Annotated in this window: 18 protein-coding genes and 1 other RNA gene; 10 read left to right on the forward strand and 9 right to left on the reverse strand. The window is 64.8% G+C overall.

The window, feature by feature from the left end; genetic code table 11:
- Window positions 1-204: 204 nt before the first annotated feature.
- Genes ACZYTC_RS17465 through ACZYTC_RS17475 form a run of 3 tightly spaced genes read left to right on the forward strand, consistent with a single transcriptional unit; the run spans window position 205 to window position 2,634 of the window.
- Window positions 205-666 carry a hypothetical protein gene (locus ACZYTC_RS17465; RefSeq protein WP_488990185.1) on the forward strand — a complete coding sequence of 154 codons (462 nt, stop codon included), beginning with the start codon at window positions 205-207 and terminating at the stop codon, window positions 664-666.
- A gap of 4 nt (window positions 667-670) precedes the next feature.
- Entirely contained in the window at window positions 671-1,360 is a 690-nt protein-coding gene (locus tag ACZYTC_RS17470; RefSeq protein WP_488990186.1) for an ABC transporter ATP-binding protein, read from the forward strand.
- Entirely contained in the window at window positions 1,357-2,634 is a 1,278-nt protein-coding gene (locus ACZYTC_RS17475) for an FtsX-like permease family protein (RefSeq protein WP_488990187.1), read from the forward strand. The genes ACZYTC_RS17470 and ACZYTC_RS17475 overlap by 4 nt, the downstream gene beginning before the upstream one ends.
- 165 nt (window positions 2,635-2,799) lie before the next feature.
- Here the strand turns inward: ACZYTC_RS17475 and ACZYTC_RS17480 are convergent, their stop codons facing one another.
- From ACZYTC_RS17480 to ACZYTC_RS17495, 4 genes are all read right to left on the reverse strand, one after another.
- Window positions 2,800-3,753, reverse strand: coding sequence for an acetyl-CoA carboxylase carboxyltransferase subunit alpha (locus tag ACZYTC_RS17480; protein ID WP_434959223.1), 954 nt, complete (start codon window positions 3,751-3,753; stop codon window positions 2,800-2,802).
- 136 nt (window positions 3,754-3,889) lie between these two features.
- Window positions 3,890-4,678 (reverse strand): SDR family NAD(P)-dependent oxidoreductase, encoded by a 789-nt coding sequence (locus ACZYTC_RS17485; protein ID WP_434959222.1) that lies wholly within the window; start codon window positions 4,676-4,678, stop codon window positions 3,890-3,892.
- Window positions 4,675-5,163 carry a tellurite resistance TerB family protein gene (locus ACZYTC_RS17490; protein ID WP_434959221.1) on the reverse strand — a complete coding sequence of 163 codons (489 nt, stop codon included), beginning with the start codon at window positions 5,161-5,163 and terminating at the stop codon, window positions 4,675-4,677. Before ACZYTC_RS17490 ends, ACZYTC_RS17485 begins: the two co-directional genes overlap by 4 nt.
- A 420-nt stretch (window positions 5,164-5,583) precedes the next feature.
- Window positions 5,584-6,645 (reverse strand): DUF4167 domain-containing protein, encoded by a 1,062-nt coding sequence (locus ACZYTC_RS17495; RefSeq protein ID WP_434959220.1) that lies wholly within the window; start codon window positions 6,643-6,645, stop codon window positions 5,584-5,586.
- Between the two features lie 470 nt (window positions 6,646-7,115).
- Between ACZYTC_RS17495 and ffs the strand changes: the two genes are divergently transcribed.
- The 3 genes from ffs to ACZYTC_RS17510 all read left to right on the forward strand — a co-directional run bounded on the left by ffs (window position 7,116) and on the right by ACZYTC_RS17510 (window position 9,530).
- An RNA gene (gene ffs, locus ACZYTC_RS17500) (signal recognition particle sRNA small type) lies at window positions 7,116-7,213 on the forward strand.
- Window positions 7,214-7,374: 161 nt separating this feature from the next.
- Window positions 7,375-9,186 carry a DNA polymerase III subunit gamma/tau gene (locus ACZYTC_RS17505; protein ID WP_488990188.1) on the forward strand — a complete coding sequence of 604 codons (1,812 nt, stop codon included), beginning with the start codon at window positions 7,375-7,377 and terminating at the stop codon, window positions 9,184-9,186.
- A 20-nt stretch (window positions 9,187-9,206) separates the two neighbouring features.
- Window positions 9,207-9,530 carry a YbaB/EbfC family nucleoid-associated protein gene (locus ACZYTC_RS17510; RefSeq protein WP_149252613.1) on the forward strand — a complete coding sequence of 108 codons (324 nt, stop codon included), beginning with the start codon at window positions 9,207-9,209 and terminating at the stop codon, window positions 9,528-9,530.
- 33 nt (window positions 9,531-9,563) lie between these two features.
- Here ACZYTC_RS17510 and ACZYTC_RS17515 read toward each other — a convergent pair whose 3' ends face one another.
- From ACZYTC_RS17515 to ACZYTC_RS17530, 4 genes are read right to left on the reverse strand one after another with little or no spacing between them, the layout of a single operon-like run.
- On the reverse strand, window positions 9,564-9,881 hold the full coding sequence (locus ACZYTC_RS17515) for a type II toxin-antitoxin system RelE/ParE family toxin (RefSeq protein WP_434959218.1): 318 nt from the start codon (window positions 9,879-9,881) through the stop codon (window positions 9,564-9,566).
- The gene (locus ACZYTC_RS17520) at window positions 9,882-10,127 is read right to left on the reverse strand and encodes a type II toxin-antitoxin system ParD family antitoxin (RefSeq protein ID WP_488990189.1); all 246 of its coding nucleotides are present in this window, start codon (window positions 10,125-10,127) and stop codon (window positions 9,882-9,884) included.
- Between the two features lie 42 nt (window positions 10,128-10,169).
- Window positions 10,170-10,625: a carboxymuconolactone decarboxylase family protein gene (locus ACZYTC_RS17525; RefSeq protein WP_488990190.1), complete on the reverse strand. Its 456-nt coding sequence runs from the start codon at window positions 10,623-10,625 to the stop codon at window positions 10,170-10,172.
- A 1-nt stretch (window position 10,626) separates the two neighbouring features.
- Window positions 10,627-11,055, reverse strand: a complete 429-nt coding sequence (locus ACZYTC_RS17530; RefSeq protein ID WP_488990353.1) for a cupin domain-containing protein — start codon at window positions 11,053-11,055, stop codon at window positions 10,627-10,629.
- A 95-nt stretch (window positions 11,056-11,150) separates the two neighbouring features.
- On the opposite strand from ACZYTC_RS17530, the gene pdxR reads away from it, so the two are divergent.
- The 4 genes from pdxR (at window position 11,151) to ACZYTC_RS17550 (ending at window position 17,916) form a co-directional block, all read left to right on the forward strand.
- Window positions 11,151-12,563 carry a MocR-like pyridoxine biosynthesis transcription factor PdxR gene (pdxR, locus tag ACZYTC_RS17535; RefSeq protein WP_488990191.1) on the forward strand — a complete coding sequence of 471 codons (1,413 nt, stop codon included), beginning with the start codon at window positions 11,151-11,153 and terminating at the stop codon, window positions 12,561-12,563.
- Between the two features lie 289 nt (window positions 12,564-12,852).
- Window positions 12,853-14,748, forward strand: a complete 1,896-nt coding sequence (locus ACZYTC_RS17540) for a sigma-54-dependent Fis family transcriptional regulator (RefSeq protein ID WP_441772969.1) — start codon at window positions 12,853-12,855, stop codon at window positions 14,746-14,748.
- Between the two features lie 163 nt (window positions 14,749-14,911).
- A complete protein-coding gene (locus ACZYTC_RS17545; RefSeq protein WP_454811962.1) occupies window positions 14,912-15,985 on the forward strand; it encodes a 2,3-butanediol dehydrogenase in 1,074 nt (357 codons plus the stop codon).
- 128 nt (window positions 15,986-16,113) lie between these two features.
- Entirely contained in the window at window positions 16,114-17,916 is a 1,803-nt protein-coding gene (locus ACZYTC_RS17550; RefSeq protein ID WP_488990192.1) for an NAD(P)-binding domain-containing protein, read from the forward strand.
- A 76-nt stretch (window positions 17,917-17,992) separates the two neighbouring features.
- Here the strand turns inward: ACZYTC_RS17550 and ACZYTC_RS17555 are convergent, their stop codons facing one another.
- Complete coding sequence (locus tag ACZYTC_RS17555; RefSeq protein WP_488990193.1) at window positions 17,993-19,078, reverse strand: HPP family protein; 1,086 nt, start codon at window positions 19,076-19,078, stop codon at window positions 17,993-17,995.
- Window positions 19,079-19,096 lie beyond the last annotated feature (18 nt).

Consider the following 19,096-nt stretch of genomic DNA (forward strand, 5'->3'; position numbering starts at 1 on the left):
GCCGGGCTTGACCCGGCAATCCAGCCCTCCTCCCGGCATTGAAGACGAGGCGGCTGGATGCCCGGGTCAAGCCCGGGCATGACAAAGGCAGCGTTTCAGTTGTTGCCGACAACGCCTAATGATCGGACGACGGCCTCGGGCGGTTGGCCGCCCGAAGGCGATGTTTCCTGGGAGCGCCGACCTCGGCCGGCGTAAGAGCTCACCATGACGTCAATCCCTTTCCTGCCCCGCCGCCACGTCCTCACTTTGCTCGGGCTGTCGCCGCTCCTTCTGGCGCAGCCGGCCCTGGCTACCTCGGCGGCAACGCTCGGCTTTCCCGAACTCTATGGCAAGATCAGCGTGCTGGGCCTGGAGTTCTCGGCCAAGGTCAGGGAGCTCGACGGCAAGGACGTGGTGATGAGCGGCTTCATGGCCCCGCCCCTCAAGGCGGAAGCCACCTTCTTCGTGCTCACCGAAATCCCGATGTCGATCTGCCCCTTCTGCTCCTCCGACTCGGACTGGCCCGACAACATCGTTGTTGTTTATCTCGACGAGAAGCAGACCTTCGTGCAGCCCGGCACCAGGATCGAAGTGTCGGGACGCCTGGAAGTGGGGTCCTGGACCGATCCGGAAACCGGCTTTCTCAGCCGTCTGCGCCTGCGCGACGCGCGCTATTGGGCGGTCTGATCCGGTGCTGGCGCTCGATCTCGAAGACATCGCCGTCTCCTTTCCCGGCCTCGCCGCACCGGTGCTGCACATCGGCAGGCTCGTCCTCGCGGCAGGCAGCCAGCTTGCCGTGACCGGCCCATCGGGCTCCGGCAAGAGCACCTTCGTCAACGTCGTTACCGGCCTCGAACGCGTCGGGCAGGGCCGGATACGCTGGGGCGATACCGACATCGCCAAGCTGCCGGAAGGTGCCAGGGACCGCTGGCGCGGCAGCACAATCGGCCTGGTCATGCAGGATTTTCATCTCTTTCCCGGCCTGTCGGCCCTGGAGAACGTGTTGTTGCCGCTGCGCCTGTCCGGGCGGGCCGGCAAGACCGCTATCGAGCGTGGCCGAACCCTGCTCGGACGGGTCGGCCTGCTGAGGCCGGATCAGGCGATCGACGGCATGTCCCGCGGCGAGATGCAACGTGTCGCCCTCGCCAGGGCCCTGCTGCGCCGGCCGGCCGTGCTGGTGGCCGACGAGCCGACCGCGAGCCTCGATGCCGAGAGCGGTGCCGCCGTGGGCGACCTCCTCATCGAGCTCGCCGGCGCGGAAGGCAGCACGCTCATCATCGTCTCGCACGACACCGCACTGACGGGCCGGCTGGCAAGGCGGCTCACGTTCGCTGCCGGCCATATCGTGTCCGACGAGCAGGTAAGGGCACAGGCCGCATGATCCGCTTCGTCCTCGCTGATCTGCGCCGGATCTGGCCGGGAGCGCTGGCCGTGGTGCTGCTGGTGGCTCTGGCGACCGCGCTCGGCGTCGGCGTGGTGCTGCAGGAACGGGCGATGCGCCTCGGCAGCGCCCGGGCCGCCGACAGGTTCGATCTGGTCGTCGGCGCCGCCGGCAGCGAGACCCAGCTCGTCCTCTCGTCCGTGTTCCTGCAACCCTCGCCCCTGCCGCTAATGCCGGCGGAAACCGTGCGCAAACTCAGCGCCGATCCCCGCGTTGCCTGGGCCGCGCCGATCGGCTTCGGCGATTCCTATCAGGGCCGGCCGATCGTCGGCACCACGACGGCCCTGGTGAACGCTCTATCGGATGGCCTGGCCGAAGGCCGCGCCTTCACTGCCGAGGGCGAGGCAGTGGTCGGCGCCGCAGCCGGGATTCCGCTCGGCACCCGCATTAAGCCCTCGCATGGCATGGCCGAGGAAGGGGGCCATGCCCATACCGAGCTCGCCTATACCGTGGTGGGGCGCCTCAAGCCGAGCCATACGGCCTGGGACAAGGCGGTCTTGGTGCCTGTTCAGGCCGTCTGGCATCTGCACGGGCTCGGTCATGCCGAGGAAGCGGCTGATCACGATGCCCACCCCCAGCACGAGGAAACCAACCCTGAAGAAGCCGGGCATGAGGAGCATGAGCATAAAGGCGCGATCGATGCGACCGCGCCGCTCGACGAGAGCTTCGCCAATACCATCGCAGGCGTTCCAGCCCTGCTGGTCAAGCCCAAGACCATCGCCGACGCTTACAAGCTGCGCCAGGCCTATCGCGGCGAGGGCACACTCGCCGTCTTTCCGGCCGAAGTGCTGACGCGGCTCTATGCCACGCTCGGCGATGCCAGCACCGTGCTGGTGGCGGTGGCGGCCGGCGCCCAGCTCCTGGTCGCGGCTGCCCTGATCTTCGTGACGGTGATCCATATCGGCCAGCGCCGGCGCCAGATCGGAGCGCTCCGAGCCCTCGGCACGCCGCGCCATATCGTTCTCGCCATCGTGTGGTCCGAGCTTTTCGTCCTGCTGGCGCTCGGCATCGGGGCTGGCTTCGCGCTCGGCTATCTCGGAGCCCTCTCGATATCGGGCTGGGTGACGAGCTGGAGCGGCATGATCCTGCCGGTGGCGTTCACGCGGGGTGATCTCGGCCTTGCCGCCCTGCTGGCAGGCTTCGCCGCCATCCTCGGCCTCGCACCCGCTTTGCTCGCCTACCGGCAATCGCCTGCAGCGGCCTTGCGAGGGTGAGGTCAGGTTTGCAGAGCACGCCGGCTGGGACCGCGGACGTCTCGTCCGCCTTCTGGAAACACCGGAGCCTTACGGATAGCGAAAGGGGACGAGACGTCCGCGGTCCCAGCCGCGGCGTTTCCCATGCGAACTTGGCAAGGTTCGCGTCCGCCCCAAGCACCAGCCTTACAGGCTGCGGCCGATCATCAGATATTTGTCCTGGCGCGCCCGGATCAGGGCTTCGCGGGACTGGTTGAACAAATCACGCATCGAATTCTGGATGAAATCGCCGGTGGTCTCGATTGCCTTCTCGGGCAGGCGATGCGCGCCGCCGGTCGGCTCGGGAATGATGGCGTCGATCACGCCGAATTTGAGCAGGTCCTGCGCCGTGATCTTCATGTTGTTGGCGGCATCCTGCGCCTTGCTGGCCTCGCGCCAGAGGATGGAGGCCGCGCCTTCCGGCGAGATCACCGAATAGATGGAATGCTCCAGCATCAGGACCCGGCTCGCCGCCGCCACCGCGATGGCGCCACCCGAGCCGCCTTCGCCGATCACCACGGCGACGCTGGGCGAACCCAGCCCCAGGCAGGCATCGGTCGAGCGGGCGATCGCCTCGGCCTGGCCGCGCTCCTCGGCATCGATTCCCGGATAGGCGCCGGCCGTATCCACAAAGGAAATCACCGGCAACTCGAAGCGATCGGCCAGTTCCATCAGGCGCACGGCCTTGCGATAGCCTTCCGGCCGCGCCATGCCGAAATTATGCCGGATACGGCTTTCGGTATCGGAGCCCTTCTCATGACCGAGGATGCAGACGGCCTCGCCACGGAAGCGCCCGAAGCCGCCGATGATGGCTTCGTCGTCGCCGAACTTGCGGTCGCCGGAAAGCGGCGTGAAATCCTCGATCAGGGCGGCGATATAGTCATTGGCATGCGGACGCTCGGGGTGGCGAGCCACCAGGGTCTTCTGCCAGGGCGTGAGCTGGGCGTAGAGATCCCGCAGCGCCTGGTTCGCCTTGGCCTCGAGCCGCTGGATCTCGTCCCCGATCGCCACCGCGTCACCCGACTCCGCCATCGCGCGCAGTTCCTCGACTTTGGCCTCGAGTTCGGCCACGGGTTTTTCAAAATCGAGATAGCTGCGCATGGGTGTCCAAATGACGACGAAAGGAGCCGGAAACTGGCGTCTCACGCCAGGGAAGTCAAGGAAGGGTTTCGTATATCTCCCCTTCGCACAGACCGTTCACCACTTCATGACGAAAGGGGCGGTCCGGCGAACGGTGCTATTTCTGTCGTCTCTGGCGTTGGGCGCGGGCGAGAACCGGAAGCACCATCCGCGTCGGCAGGACCGACAGGATGGCAACCATCAGCCTGGGGATCATACCCGGCACCACCACGGTACGACGTCCGAAATAGCCCGCAAGGCCGATATGGGCAACATCCTTTGCCGAAAGCGGGCGCGTGACGGCGATGACGCCGGACTTGCCGAAGCCCGCCCGGGCGCCGAACCCGGTCGGCACCGGGCCGGGGCAGAGGGCGCAGACCCTGATGCCGCTCTCACGCTCCTCGAAGGCCAGCGCCCGCGTCAACGACAGCACGAAGGCCTTGCTGGCATAGTAGACGGCAAGGCCCGGCCCCGGCGTGAAACCTGCGACCGAGGCGACATTGAGCACGCCGCCCTCGTTTTCTCGGATCTCGGGCAGGAAGGCGAGCGTCAGCGCCAGGAGCGCCCGGCAATTGAGGTCAACCATGCCGACCTGGCCTGATACCGGCAGATCCGCCATATCGCCCGCCAGGCCGAAGCCGGCATTGTTGACGAGATGCCGTACGCTGAGGTCCTGTTCCCGCAGCACGGTTCTGACGGCCTCGGCCGCATCGGCACGTTCAAGATCCAGCGCCGCGACCGCCACGAAGCGCCCCGTGGCGGCAGCAATCTCGCTCTGGACGCGCAGCAATTGGCCGTGTGTCCGGGCGATCAGCAGGAGATCCTCGCCCTGCTCGGCCAGGGCATGAGCCAATGCTTCGCCTATGCCGCTCGAGGCTCCCGTGACCAGCGCGACCGGACGGCTCACTCGCTGGCTTCCGGCAGGAGCACGTTGTTCTGGGCGGCCACCTTGCTGCGGATCGTGGTGCGCGCCGGCCCCGGCACGTCGAGGGCTTCGGCAACACGCCAGACGAGATTATCCTCGAATTCGTGCAGGAGGCCGTCGGCGAACACGATCTCCCACATCATCTCGATGATGCGCTGACGGCCCTCGACATTGTAGGCGCGCTTCACCACGCCGGTGAAATCATTGAAATCGAGGGCATCGCGATTGCGCTCACCTGCTGCCGCCAGCAGAGCGCGGGTCTCGTCCTCGTCGAGCGAAAAGCGCTCCTGCAGCAGCGCGGTCACGCGCGCCTTCTCGGCCGGGCTCTCGACCCCGTCCACATTCATGGCATGGACGAGCAGCCCCGCGGCCGCGACGCGATGATCCGTCTCGTCGAAGACATAGCGCGGCCTGGCCGGCTCGCCCAGCGCGAAACCGCGTATCAGCTTTTGCAAGCGAGCCAACATTGCAACATCCCGACTCAGAACCAAAACCCCGGAGAAGGCGTGTTCACGCGTGAATGCGCCTTGCTCCAACTCTCCGTGTTCCAGCCAATCCAGGTGATTGGCTAAGGCGTCTTTGCGGTTCTTGGCAATTCCGTCAAACGGCAAAGACCGTTTCCTGCGCGGGCTCCAACCACACCCGGCCGGCATTACCTAAAGCAAGGCGCGGTTTCTCCGAAGCGCACTTTGCTCTAACTCCATGTTCCGACGCTTCTTTGCGATTCTGGGTGATTCCGTCAAATCGCAAAACGCTGTAGCAGGCGACAAATAGAACTTGAATTCAATATGCGGAGCCCCTCCGCAAGTTCAACCCATCGGCAATTAAAAAAGCCGGCGGTCCCGCAGGACCGCCGGCTGTTCATGTAAAGCCGATTTGCTTAGCGCCTATTCGCTGGCCGTTTCCGCGCTCGCCTCGGCTGCTTCACCTGCGGCGGCAGCCTTCTTCGAGACCCGGCGCTTGCGCGGACGTGGAGTAGCCGCGGCCTCTGCTTCCACCGGAGCGGCAGTCGGCGCTGCTTCTACCGGTGCCGCGGGAGCGGGGGCTGGTGCCGGAGCAACTGGAGCCACCGCCGGCGTGCCGGTGATGAAGGAGGGCAAGGTGGAAAGGGCGTGATCGTCATGCAGATCCGGTTGGGGCTGATCGACCGGCACCACAGGCGCCGGCTGGAACGTGCCGCGCTCGCCCTGCCCACGCTCGTTGAACAGCGGCCCATCACTGGTATTGGCGCGATCCCGGAAGGGACGATCGCCACGATCGCCGAAACGGCGGTCACGCCGGCCATGACGCTGATTGAAGCGCGGTTCGCCGCCGCTTTCGCCTTCGGCAACCGGGCCATTGGCCTGTCCGTCGAACGGACGATCACGCTGACGGTCCTCCCGATAAGGCCGGTCCTCGCGAGGCTGCCGGTCTTCGCGCGGCTGCCTGTCCTCGCGAGGCTGGCGTTCCTCGCGCGGGCTGCGTTCGCCATTGAAGCGGTCATTGCGGTCACGGAAACGGTTTTCACGCTCGCGATAAGGCTGGCCGCCTTCGCCACGCTCACCGTAATTGCGGTCGCGTCCCGGCTGCACCAGCCGCGGCTGCTCGTCGAATCCCTGCGGTGCGCCAAACTGATTCGCCGGCGAGCCGAAGCCTTGCGGCATCGAGGGGATCGGCCCCTCGAAATCGGAATCGTCACCCTCTTCCTCATCCTCGGCACCATGGCCGAAATTCTGGTCGCTGGTGAACTGGGGCTGCGCCGCCGCGATGATGCGGAAATAGTGCTCGGCGTGCTGCAGATAGGATTCGGCCAGGATCGGGTCGCCGGAGGATTGGGCATCGCGCGCCAGCTGAACATATTTTTCAGCGATGTGGGCGGCGGTTCCACGAACCTTCACGTCCGGGCCGTTCGACTCATAGCTCCGGCTCAGCGGGTTCGGACCCTTGCCGCCGCGTGAACGACCACGCATACGCTTTTGCTGTCCCTGCCTCATAGATTGATCTCATTCTCCGCTATAAACTTGCGCAACCCCGCGAGGCGACGGCGAACCTTCGTCATGGCCATTGCATCACATTGGTCAATGCACGGGTCAGGAAAACCATGGTTCCGCCTGCGTCGGGCGCAGCAGCACACTCCGGCAGATCGCCACCTCGGCTCTTGGTACCGGAATAGGCATTTTCACCGTTGGGGCGAACGAGCGCTTCGCTCGATGTTCGACTAAAAGTGCATCTGCACTAGAGCCGGCTCGTACTATCGACGCCAGCCCCGAACGATTTGTGTATCTCTAGATAGTCGCTCGCGCAGCAAAGTCCAAGCCCTTTTTTAAAAGGCCCCGGCGCTTTGTGCAGGAAATATGCAGCTCAATCGAGATTTTGCGGCATATGAGGTTTTTTGGCACCTCGGCTTGTCATTCGCGCGCCGATGGCCCATATACGCGGCGGGAGGTTGGCGGTGGACGCAACACTCGCCAACCGGGTCAGATCCGGAAGGAAGCAGCCCCAACGAGACCGATGCGGGTCTTCGTCCAACCTCCTACCTCATGGAACGGCGGATCGCAGATGCCCCAGGCAGATTGCGATGGATCGGACCGTGGATCCGATCCATCGCAATCTGCTGGAGTCCAGATGCTTGCAGAATTGACCTGCTTCATTCAGGGATGGAGCAGGTCAATTCTGCTTCGAGGGATTCGGGGGAATTGATGGAAGACGCGAACACGACGCCGCCCGATAACCAGCCCTACCGCGTTCTCGCCCGCAAATACCGCCCGCAGACCTTCGACGACCTGATCGGCCAGGACGCGATGGTGCGTACCCTTTCCAACGCCTTCGAGACGGGCCGCATCCACCAGGCCTATATGCTCACCGGCGTGCGCGGTGTCGGCAAGACCACGACGGCGCGCATCCTGGCACGCGGGCTCAACTACGAGCCGCCGGAAGGCGGCGGCAAGTCGACCATCAACATGCCAGGCCTCGGCCGGCACTGCCAAGCCATCATCGACAGCCGCCACATCGACGTCATGGAACTCGACGCCGCGTCGCATAACGGCATCGAGAATATCCGCGAGATTACCGACGGCGTGCGCTATGCCCCGGTCTCGGCGCGCTTCAAGGTCCTCATCATGGACGAAGTCCATATGGTGACCACCCAGGCCTTCAACGCCTTGCTGAAGACGCTGGAAGAGCCGCCGCCGCATGTGAAATTCATCTTCGCCACCACCGAGATCCGCAAGGTCCCGATCACCATCCTGTCACGCTGCCAGCGCTTCGACCTGCGCCGTGTCGACAGTGGCCTGCTCGCACGCCATCTCGGCATGATCTGCGAGAAGGAAAACGTCTCGATCGACGCGGCAGCGCTGGCGATGATCGCGCGAGCCGCGGAGGGCTCGGTCCGCGATTCCCTTTCCCTCCTCGATCAGGCCATCGCCCATTCCGGGTCAGGAAGTCTTGGTGGCGGCACGATCGACGGCGAGAGCGTGCGCGCCATGCTCGGCCTCGCCGACCGTTCGCGCGTGATCGACCTGTTCGAGGCCGTGATGCGTGGCGACGCCGCCTCCGCCCTCGATGAACTGCGTGCCCAATACGACCAGGGTGCCGATCCGGCGGTGGTGCTGTCGGAACTGGCCGAATTCACCCATTTCGTCACGCGCGTGAAGATCTCGCCTGCCGCGGCCAACGATCCTTCGGCCACCGAGATCGAGAAGTTGCGCGGCTCCGAGCTTGCCCAGACGCTTTCGATCAAGGCGCTGACGCGCCAGTGGCAGATGCTGCTCAAGGGTATTCCCGAGACCCAGACCGCCGCCAAGCCGCTCGCTGCCGCCGATATGGTGCTGGCGCGCCTGTGCTATGCGGCTGATCTTCCCTCGCCCGACGACCTCATCCGCCAGCTCGGCGAGAATGGCGGCTCCCTACCGGCACGCGGACCTGCCGCACCGCCGCCTGGGCCCCCACCTGCCACCCCGCGGGCCCAGTTGATCACCGCCGCTACCCAGGCGCAGTTCCAGCCGCAGCCCCAGCATACCCCGATGCCGGGACCGGCCTCGGCCGCACAGCCGAGCCGCGCGCTCGCCAGCTTTGCCGAGATCGTCAGCCTCGCCATGGAAAAGCGCGACCTGCCGCTGAAGCTCGCTCTGGAGCGCTTCGTGCGCCTGGTCGCCTTTGCCGATGGCCGCCTCGACATCGCCCTCGAACCAGGTTCGCCCCAAGGCCTGGTCAATGACCTCTCGCGCAAATTGTCGGACTGGACCAGCAAGCGCTGGCTGGTGGTGCTGTCCTCGGAAAAGGGCGAGGCGACCCTGCGCGAGCTGGCCGAGGCCCGGCAGGCCGCCGTGCTCTCGGGGATCAGGGCCGATCCCTTCGTGCGCGCCGTGATGGAACGCTTTCCCGGCGCCGAGATCGTCGACATCCGGGACAACGCCCCGGTCGAGACGCAATCCCTGGCGCCGGCGCCCGATGACGGCGGCGATCCCGATGATGCCGACGAGGCCGCATCCTATTCGGCCGACGATATTTGATTGGATTTGGAGAAATTCCCATGAAAGACGTGATGGGCATGATGAAGCAGGTGCAGGCCATGCAGGCCAAGATGCAGACCCTGCAGGCCGAGTTGGAACAGGCCGAGGTCGAAGGCGTGGCCGGCGGTGGCCTCGTCAAGGTGCGCCTCACCGCCAAGGGCGAGATGAAGGGTGTCGACATCGACGCATCGCTCTTGAAGGCTGACGAAAAAGAGATCGTCGAGGACCTCGTCCTCGCCGCCCATAACGACGCGCGCGGCAAGGCAGATCGCCTGACGCAGGAAAAGATGGGCTCGATCACCGCCGGCCTGCCCCTGCCGCCCGGCATGAAGCTGCCGTTCTGAGGCGAGTACGGTCGCCGCTATCGTGCCGTCGCATTACGGCGCGCCGCCTCCCTTGTCGAAAAGCGCCTCGATATCACGGTGGCCTTCGATGATATTGACGATCTCCAGTCGATCGCCGTGGTAGCGTAGAAAGATCACGTAGCCCCGGAAAACGAAGCTTCGCAGATCGGGGCGTAATTCGGGTCGAGCCCGGCCAAGGATACCAGGCAAGCTCGCAAGCTTGCGGCACTGCTGCCGCAAGTGCTCGCTGAACCGGCGCCCTAGCGCCAGACTTCCGCTCTCACGGCTAATATAGGCTTGGATTGCAATCAAATCCCTGGCGGCAGCGTGTGTATAGACCAGCCGCCTCACTCAATGCCCTTCGGCTGCCAGTCGAGTGGCCGCGGTGTCGAGAGCCTTACCGATCTCATCATCGGAAAGATCGCCTCCCTCATCGATGGAGGCATTCACCATGTCGCGGAGCGCTTGCAGCTTGGCTTCACGCTCCTCGACGAGACGGAGTCCTTCTCGGACCACTTCGCTGGCTGAGCCATAGCGGCCTTTCCGAACGATCGCACTGACGAACTCTTCCCACCGCGAGCCGAGTGATACGTTCATGGCGGTTCTCCTTTGCCGCCATGATAACATATTTGGCGCAATTTATGCTATCGCCTTCACTGCGGCCGGCGTGTTGCGGAAGCTGATCGCCAGGCGGTTATAGGTATTCATCAGGCCGATCGCGATGGTGAGGTCAGCCACCTCCTTCTCTGAAAACACCGCCCGCACAGCCTCGAATTCGGCTTCGGGCACGGCGGTCTCGGCGACACTGGTCACTGTCTCCGCCCAGCGCAGCGCTGCCTTCTCCTGTTGGCTGAACAAGTCGCCGGCCTCGTGCCAGACCGGCACCAGCACCAACTTCTCCTGGGGCAAGCCGTCCTTGGTGAGGTCGCGCGAATGCATGTCGATGCAATAGGCGCAGCCATTGATCAGCGAGATCTTCAGATAGACCAGGTTGACCAGCATCCTGGGCAGGCTCTGGCTGACATAGCCATAGACACCGCCGAGGGCTTTCATGCCGGCGGGAGCGGAGGCGTTGTAGTCGAGGCGCGGGGCCATTTCATTTCTCCTGTTCATAGACGGTAAGGTTGCGGTCGCCGGAATCGGCGACGAAGACGGCAAGCAATGAAGCGGGCCTCGTCTTGCTGGCGTTCTCGCTGATCTGATGGTGGGCACCCGGCTCTTCGAACCAGCCCTCGCCGGCGCGATAGACCTTGACCGGGCCACCATTCACCTGGCTGCGGATCGAGCCCGACAACACATAGGCCCAGACGAAAGCCGATTTGGAATGGGTGTGCGAGGGCGACTTGCCGCCGGGGGCGTAGCGCACGAGAACGCTGGTCATGGTCTTGCCGGGCACATTGGGCAGCGCCTGCTCGAACACCGGCGCCGCGCTGGCCCCACCAGCCTTCGATTGCGGCGAATGGGCCACGGCTGGGGTGGCTGCAAGGGCAATGGCCATACCGCGCAAAAGGGCTCTGGAAATCATCATCTTGGTTCCTGTCTTGCGATGACCGCAACATGGTCCACCTTCGGCTCACAAAAAAGCACCAAGAATTGCATCAAATATTGTACCATCCTGGCATGAGCGCCCCCTTCCGGATCAGTATCGATCGCACCGCCCAGGCTCCGCTGGCAGTTCAGATCCATCGGGGCATCGCTGCCGCCATCCGCGACGGCCGGCTGGCCGACGGCGCAAGGTTGCCATCCTGGCGCGATCTGGCGGCGCAGCTCGGCGTCGCCCGCGGCACCGTGCGCGTTGCCTATGAAAAGCTCGCCGACGAACAGTTGATAGCCGGCATGGGAGCCGCCGGTACGCGGGTGATCCACGAGGGAGCTCTGCCGAAAACAACGGCACGCCTGCCGGTAGCCACGCCCCTGCCTACCCTGTTTCCCGATTTCGAGCGCCCGCCCGCCACCTTCCAGATGGGCGTACCGGCGCAGGACGCCTTTCCCTTTTCGCTGTGGTCGCGCATCATGGCGCGCAGCGCCCGCGCTGCTGCCGCGGCGCCGGTGAGCTATCCCGATCCGCGCGGCCATATCGAGCTCCGGCGCGAGATCGCCGCCTATCTCGCCTTGGCCCGCGGCATCCAATGCGAGCCGGACCAGGTCCTGGTGACGTCGGGCTATTCCGGCGCCCTCGGCCTCATCCTGCGCGCCCTCGGGCTCGACGGCCGCAAGGCCTGGCTCGAGGATCCCGCCTTCGTCCTGACCCGCGTCGCCCTCGAGCAGGCCCGGGTGACGATCACGCCGGTTCCGGTCGACCAGGACGGCATCGATGTCGCTGCCGGTCTCAGGCTCGCGCCGGATGCCGCCTTTGCGGTGGTCACCCCGGGCCAGCAGGCGCCTCTCGGCCTCACTTTGTCGCTCGAACGGCGCCTTGCCTTGCTCGATTGGGCCCAGGCCCGCCAGGCCTGGATCATCGAGGATGACTATCTCAGCGAATTGCAGCTCAGGGGGCGGGCCGCACCTGCCCTTGCCTCGCTCGACCGGCGGGGGCGGGTTCTGCATGCCGGCACCTTCAGCAAGACCATCACCCCAGCACTGCGCCTGGGCTTCCTGGTCGTCCCGCCACAACTGGCGGCCCGTTTCGGTGACGTGGCCGCCGCCCTCGCGCCGGCGTCAGCGGTCTCGATCCAGCGAGCCGTGGCGAGCTTCCTGGCGGAGGGGCATTATCTACGGCATCTGCGCCGGATGAAACGCCTCTACGCCGCCCGGCGCGACGCTCTCGCCTCCTGCCTTACCACGCGCATCGGCTCGGGTATGAAGATACATGCCAATGGAGGTCTCGCCGTCCTGCTCGACCTGCCCGATACGATCGACGATGTTGCCGTCTCCCGTCAGGCCCTGCCCTTCGGGATCGCGCCCGTGCCGCTCTCGCCCTGGTACAGCGGTGCGCGGCGAGCCGGACTGCTGCTGGGCGTCACCAATGTCGACCCCAGGCGTATCGCCAGTGACTGCGACCGCCTGCTGGCCCTGGTCGCAGCCCATGGCTGAGCAGCCGATGCGCCAAGACGGTTTACATTCGCGGGCACTAGTGCACACTGCAGCATCCGCGCCTTGGAGGCTGCGGGGTAGAATTTGATCGAGCTGGCGCTTTCCACGCGAGATCCAAGCAAGACGACGTGGTTTCTGATCCGGACGGATCAAGAAATACATTTCCTGGAGCAAAGTGCGATCCTCCGAACCGCACATCGCTCCAACTCTTTGTTTCGCCGCATCTTTGCGATTTGAAGTGATCCGGTGAAATCGCAAAATGCTCTAGGGAGGCTGGCTGCACCTTCTCATGGCTTCGCATGTCGATCATATCCGCGAGATCGAAAGCGTCGGCCTGGGCGCGGCAACCATCCGCGACGTCACGGTGGTGCAGAGCTGGCTGCGCTGCATCAACAAGCACCGATTGGATCCGGCCCAGGCCTGCGAGGCCTATATCGTGCCGGATACCCAATTGCGCGAGCATCGCCAGCAATCGGAAGAACTGATCGCGATCGCCCGCTCGGGCCTTGAAAACCTGTTCCGCCAGGTGGCGGGGCAGAACTACGTGCTGCTGCTCTCGGACAGGGCCGGCGTGACCGTGGATTTCTACGGTGACCCGCTGTTCAACAACAATCTGCGCAAGGCCGGCCTTTATCTGGGCTCGGAATGGTCGGAATCGCGGGCCGGCACCTGCGCCGTCGGCGCCTGTATCGAGGCCGGCGAGGCCCTGACCATCCATCAGACCGACCATTTCGACAATACCCACACGCCCCTCTCCTGCACCGCTGCCCCGATCTACGATATCCAGGGCGGCCTCTCGGCGGTGCTCGACATTTCCCTGCTCAGCTCGCCGATCAAGAAGGCCAGCCAGAACCTGGCGCTGCATCTCGTCTCGGCCACGGTGCGGCGGATCGAGCTCGCCAACCTGATGGCGCAATCGAGCCGTGAATGGGTGCTGCGCTTCTCGCGTTCCCCGGAATTTCTCGATGTCGACCCCGAAGCCGGCATTGCCATCGACGGCTCCGGCCGCATCATCGGCATGACCAATGGTGGCGCCAAGGTCCTGGCGCGTTCAGGCAATCTCGATTGGCGCGATCCGCAGGCCCTGATCGGCCAGCCCCTGTCGCGCTTCTTCGACATGGACATCGACGACCTGCCCGACCTGACGCGCCAGCATCGCCCGCAGGATCGTCTGGTCTTCGCACGGGACGGCAACGCCCTGTTTGCCCATGCCATCGAACCCGATATCGCCGTGCGTTCGCCGGCAGGGACGCGCCACGACATTCCCGCCTCGCTGCGCAATCTCAGCGGCGGCGACGGCCAGCTCGCCGCCTTGCAGGCCAAGGTCGCCAAGCTCGCCCCCAGGCCGGTCTCGATCCTCATCCAGGGCGAAACCGGCACGGGCAAGGAATACCTGGCCCGCGCCATCCATGAGGCAAGCGGCCGGACCGGCAAGTTCGTAGCCGTGAACTGCGCGGCTATCCCCGAACCGCTGATCGAAAGCGAATTGTTCGGCCATCTGCCGGGGGCCTTCACCGGCGCGGCGCCAAGGGGGCGGATCGGGCTGATCGAGGAGGCCAATGGCGGCACGCTCTTCCTCGACGAGATCGGCGACATGCCGCTGGCGCTCCAGAGCCGGTTCCTGCGGGTCTTGTCGGAGCGGGAGCTGACGCCAGTGGGCGCTTCGCGGTCCAAGCCGCTGGACATCCGGGTGGTCTCCGCCTCCAACCGGCCACTCGAGGCGCTCGCCAGGGATGGCGGCTTTCGCGAGGATCTGCTCTACCGGCTCAATGCCGCGACGCTCGTGGTGCCGGCCTTGCGCGAGCGATCCGACTTCGTCTGGCTGCTCGACAAGATCCTTGCCAAGCATCGCGTGAACGGCGAGGCGCTGGCGGTCGCGCCGGCAGCTCTGCTCGCGCTCAAGGCCCATCATTGGCCCGGCAACATCCGCGAGCTCGACAATATCGTCTCGGTCGCTGCCGTCTTGTGCCAGAACGGCGTCATCGAATTGTGCGACCTGCCCGAAGCCCTGCTGAGGCGGGCGCTGCCGCCGAGAACCGAGGAGCCGCACACGCAAAGGTCGGCTCTCGAAGCCGTGCTCGCCAGCTGCAACTGGAACGTGTCGCAGGCAGCACGCAACCTGGGCGTCGATCGTTCCACAGTGCATCGCCAGATGAAACGCCACGGCCTGAGTCAACGCAACTGACCTGTTGCAGCACCCCCGCCACAGGTGTGGCATCTGTTGCGCGCCATGCAACGGTTGCCTACGCCCAAGAGGGCTGAAACCGCCCCAGGCCACGGCGTCCCGCCGATTGGCACGGCGATTGCTCTTCCTGCCCAACAACATGCAACACGGGAGGAAGACAAGGATGAAGGCCCTGCGATTTCACGCCGCCAAGGATCTGCGGCTCGAAGAACTGCCCAAGCCGGACCAACCGGCACCGGGACAGGTTCTGATCCGCAATCGCTTCGTCGGCATCTGCGGCACGGATCTGCACGAATACGCCTATGGCCCCATCTTCATCCCGGTCGAACCGCATCCCTTCAGCGGAACCAGCGGCCCCCAGATCCTCGGCCATGAATTCGGCGGGGTGGTCGAGGCGGTCGGCGAGGGGGTCGAAGCGGTGAAGCCGGGCGATCGGGTCTCGGTGCAGCCGTTGATCATGCCGCGTTCGGGCGATTATTTCGCCGATCGCGGCCTCTTCCACCTCAGCCCCCAGCTCGCGCTGGCCGGATTGAGCTGGGTTTCGGGCGGCATGGCCGATTATGCCCTGCTCAACGACTACAATGTGCAGAAGATCCCCGATACGCTCAGCGACGAGGAAGCGGCCCTGGTCGAGCCGAGCGCGGTGGCCGTCTATGCCTGCGACCGCGGTGGCGTCACCGCCGGTTCGAGCGTGCTGGTGACGGGCGCCGGCCCGATCGGCCTGCTCACGCTGCTGGCGGCCCGCGCTGCCGGTGCAGCCCAGCTCTTCGTCTCCGACATCAACGACAAGCGCCTCGCCTTCGCCAAGGCGGCCCTGCCCGATCTCATCACCATCAACCCCAAGCACGACAATCCCGGCGAGGTCGTGCGTGCGCTCAGCGAGGGACAGGTCGGCTGCGACGTGGCGATCGAATGCGTGGGCAACGAGCACGCCCTCAAGGCCTGCCTCGACGCCGTGCGCAAACAGGGCGTGGTGGTCCAGACCGGCCTGCATCCGCACGAGAATCCGCTCGACTGGTTCCAGGTCACCTTCAAGGATGTCGATATTCGCGGTTCCTGGGCCTATCCCACCCATTACTGGCCGCGCGTCATCCGCCTGATCAGTTCCGGCCTGCTGCCGGCGAACAAGGTCGTGACCCGCAAGATCACGCTCGACAAGGCCGTCGCCGATGGTTTCGACGCCCTGCTCGATCCGGCCGGCGAACAGCTCAAGATCCTGATCGACCTGGCTCGATAACGCCGGATCGCGACAAGTCCGGTTCGAAAACCAAGCCCGATTCGAAAATAAGGAGTTGGAGCACGCAAGCGTTCGTTCTCTGTCCGAAGCAATAGTCTCGAACAACAAGATAAAACGGAGGAAATTCCATGCTCGATCAAAGTCCGCAGGCCAGGGTGGATATGGTCCTGGCCAAGCTCGAACAGGCGCTCGCCAGCGGCGACATCGAGGCTGCAGTCAACCTGTTCCAGGAAGATTGCTATTGGCGCGACCTGGTGACCTTCACCTGGAACCTGCGCACCCTGGAAGGGCGCGAGGCCATCGGCGAGATGCTGGAGGCGCAGTTGGCCGCCATCAAGCCGGGCCATTTCCGCCAGGACGCCAAAGAAGCCGCCAGTGACGGCAATGGCGTGACCGAGGGCTGGTTCGAGTTCGAAACGGAGGCAGCGCGCGGCTATGGCCATATCCGCCTGAAAAATGGCCTGATCTGGACCCTGCTCACCACCATGAGCGAGTTGAAGGGCCATGAGGAACCCAAAGGTTTCCGCCGGCCGATGGGAGCCGAACACGGGAGCGATCCCACGCGCAAGACCTGGAAGGAGAAGCGTGAATCCGAGGCCACGGAACTCGGTTTCAGCGAACAGCCCTATGTCGTCATCATCGGCGGCGGCCAGGGCGGCATCGCACTCGGCGCCCGGCTGCGGCAGCTCGGCGTGCCGACCATCATCATCGAGAAGAACGAGCGTCCCGGCGACAGCTGGCGCAAGCGCTACAAGTCGCTCTGCCTGCACGACCCGGTTTGGTACGACCACTTGCCCTACATCCCCTTCCCCGACAATTGGCCGGTTTTCGCACCCAAGGACAAGATCGGCGACTGGCTGGAGATGTATACCAAGGTGATGGAGCTGAACTATTGGAGCTCCACCACCTGCAAATCCGCAAGCTTCGACGAAACAACCAAGGAATGGACCGTGATCGTCGAGCGGGACGGCCGCGAGATCACGCTGAAGCCCAAGCAACTGGTGCTGGCCACCGGCATGTCGGGCAAGGCCAACATACCGAAGATCAAGGGCCAGGACGTCTTCAAGGGCGAGCAGCAGCATTCCTCCCGCCACCCCGGCCCGGACGCCTATCGCGGCAAGAAAGTGGTGGTGGTCGGCTCCAACAACTCGGCCCACGACATCTGCGCGGCCCTGTGGGAGGGCGGCGCCGACGTCACCATGCTGCAGCGCTCCTCCACCCATATCGTGAAATCGGACTCGCTGATGGAGATCGGGCTCGGCGACCTCTATTCGGAGCGCGCAGTGGCCGCCGGCATGACCACCCGCAAGGCCGATCTGATCTTCGCCTCGCTGCCCTATCGCATCCTGCACGAGTTCCAGGTGCCGGTGTACGACAAGATCCGCAAGAAGGATGCCGAGTTCTACAAGAGGCTGGAGAAGGCCGGCTTCATGCTCGATTTCGGCGACGACGATTCCGGCCTGTTCATGAAATATCTGCGCCGCGGTTCGGGCTACTACATCGATGTGGGCGCCTGCGACCTGGTGGCGGATGGCCGGATCAAATTGGTCAGCGGCGTCGGCATCCGCGAATTGAGCGAAGGCGGCGTGGTGTTGGAGGATGGCCGCGAACTGCCGGCCGATCTCATCGTCTATGCCACTGGCTATGGCTCGATGAATGGCTGGGCTGCCGATCTGATTTCGAAGGAAGTGGCCGACAAGGTCGGCAAGTGCTGGGGACTGGGCTCTGCCACCACCAAGGACCCCGGACCCTGGGAAGGTGAGCAGCGCAATATGTGGAAGCCCACGCAGCAGGAAGCTCTATGGTTCCACGGCGGCAATTTGCACCAGTCCCGCCATTACTCGCTCTACCTGTCCCTGCAGCTCAAGGCTCGCAAGGAGGCGATCCCGACACCGGTCTACAAGATCCAGGAACGGCATCATCTGTCCTGAGACGGTATCGTACTGTCACGATAAGTGATGGAACATCAGGGGCGGCCACAAGCCGCCCCCTTTTTTCATAGGGCCTCTACTGTCCCCATCCCTCGCGGGCCGACAGGCTCGACAGAGCGGCCAGCAGATCGGTCTGGGTGACGAGCCCGGCAATGTGCTTGTCGTCGTCGACGATGACCACGGCATGGGCAGTGCCGTCGGTGAGGGCGGGAACGAGTCCGAGCGCGGGGGCTCCCGGCGTGGAGAGAGTGGGCAGGGTCATGACGTCCCCTACCTGCTTCACCGGGCCGGCAAGGTCGCGCAGGCCCACCGTTCCGACCACGCGGTCGTGGAAGTCGATCACCGGCAGGGTGCGGACATTATGCTCCAGCAGGAGCTTGATCGCCGTCTCGGCGCTGGCTTCGGGCTCGATGGTGACGATGTCGCGCGACATGATGTCGGCGCAGGTGAGATCGGCATGGGAGCGCGACAGCGCCCGCTGTTCGACCCGCCGCAGCAGGCGGTCGATATCCTGCCGGTCGATGTCGAAAGTCTCGCCGAGATCGGTCAGCGCCCCCTCGATATCCTCGTCGCGAAAGCCGACCCGCAGAGAGGGTACGGGGTCGCTGGTACCATGCGTGCTGACCGGGACGGAAGCCGGCACGTGCGGATAAGGGTGGCGGGAGAAGCGGTGGAACAGCCAGCCTAGAGCCACCAGCAACGCCGAGTTGAGGCAAACAGGCACCAGGGCAAAGCCGAAGCCGGCGGCGGCCACTGCGGGGCCCCCGATCACTGCCGTCAGGGCAGCGGCCCCGCCGGGCGGATGCAGGCAGCGCGTCAGCGACATCACCGCGATGGCAAGACCAACCGCCAGACCGATGGCCAGCATCGGCTCATGCACGAACTGGGTGACTGTGATTCCGCACAGTGCCGAGAGCGTATTGCCGCCGATGATCGACCAGGGCTGGGCCAGCGGACTGGCCGGCACGGCAAAAAGAAGCACGGCCGAAGCGCCGACAGGTGCCACGATGAAAGGAAGATGTGGATCGCGGCCAAAGACGAGTGTGCAGACCAGGCCGGTCAAGCCGATGCCCACGATGGCGCCCAGGCTGGCGAACAGCCGGTCGCGCAAGGTAGCCCCGGCCAGGACCGGCGAGAACAGTTTGAAGGGAAGAAGCGCCATGGGCCCACCCGGCAGACA

It is taken from the genome of Labrys sp. F242 (genome assembly GCF_057813875.1).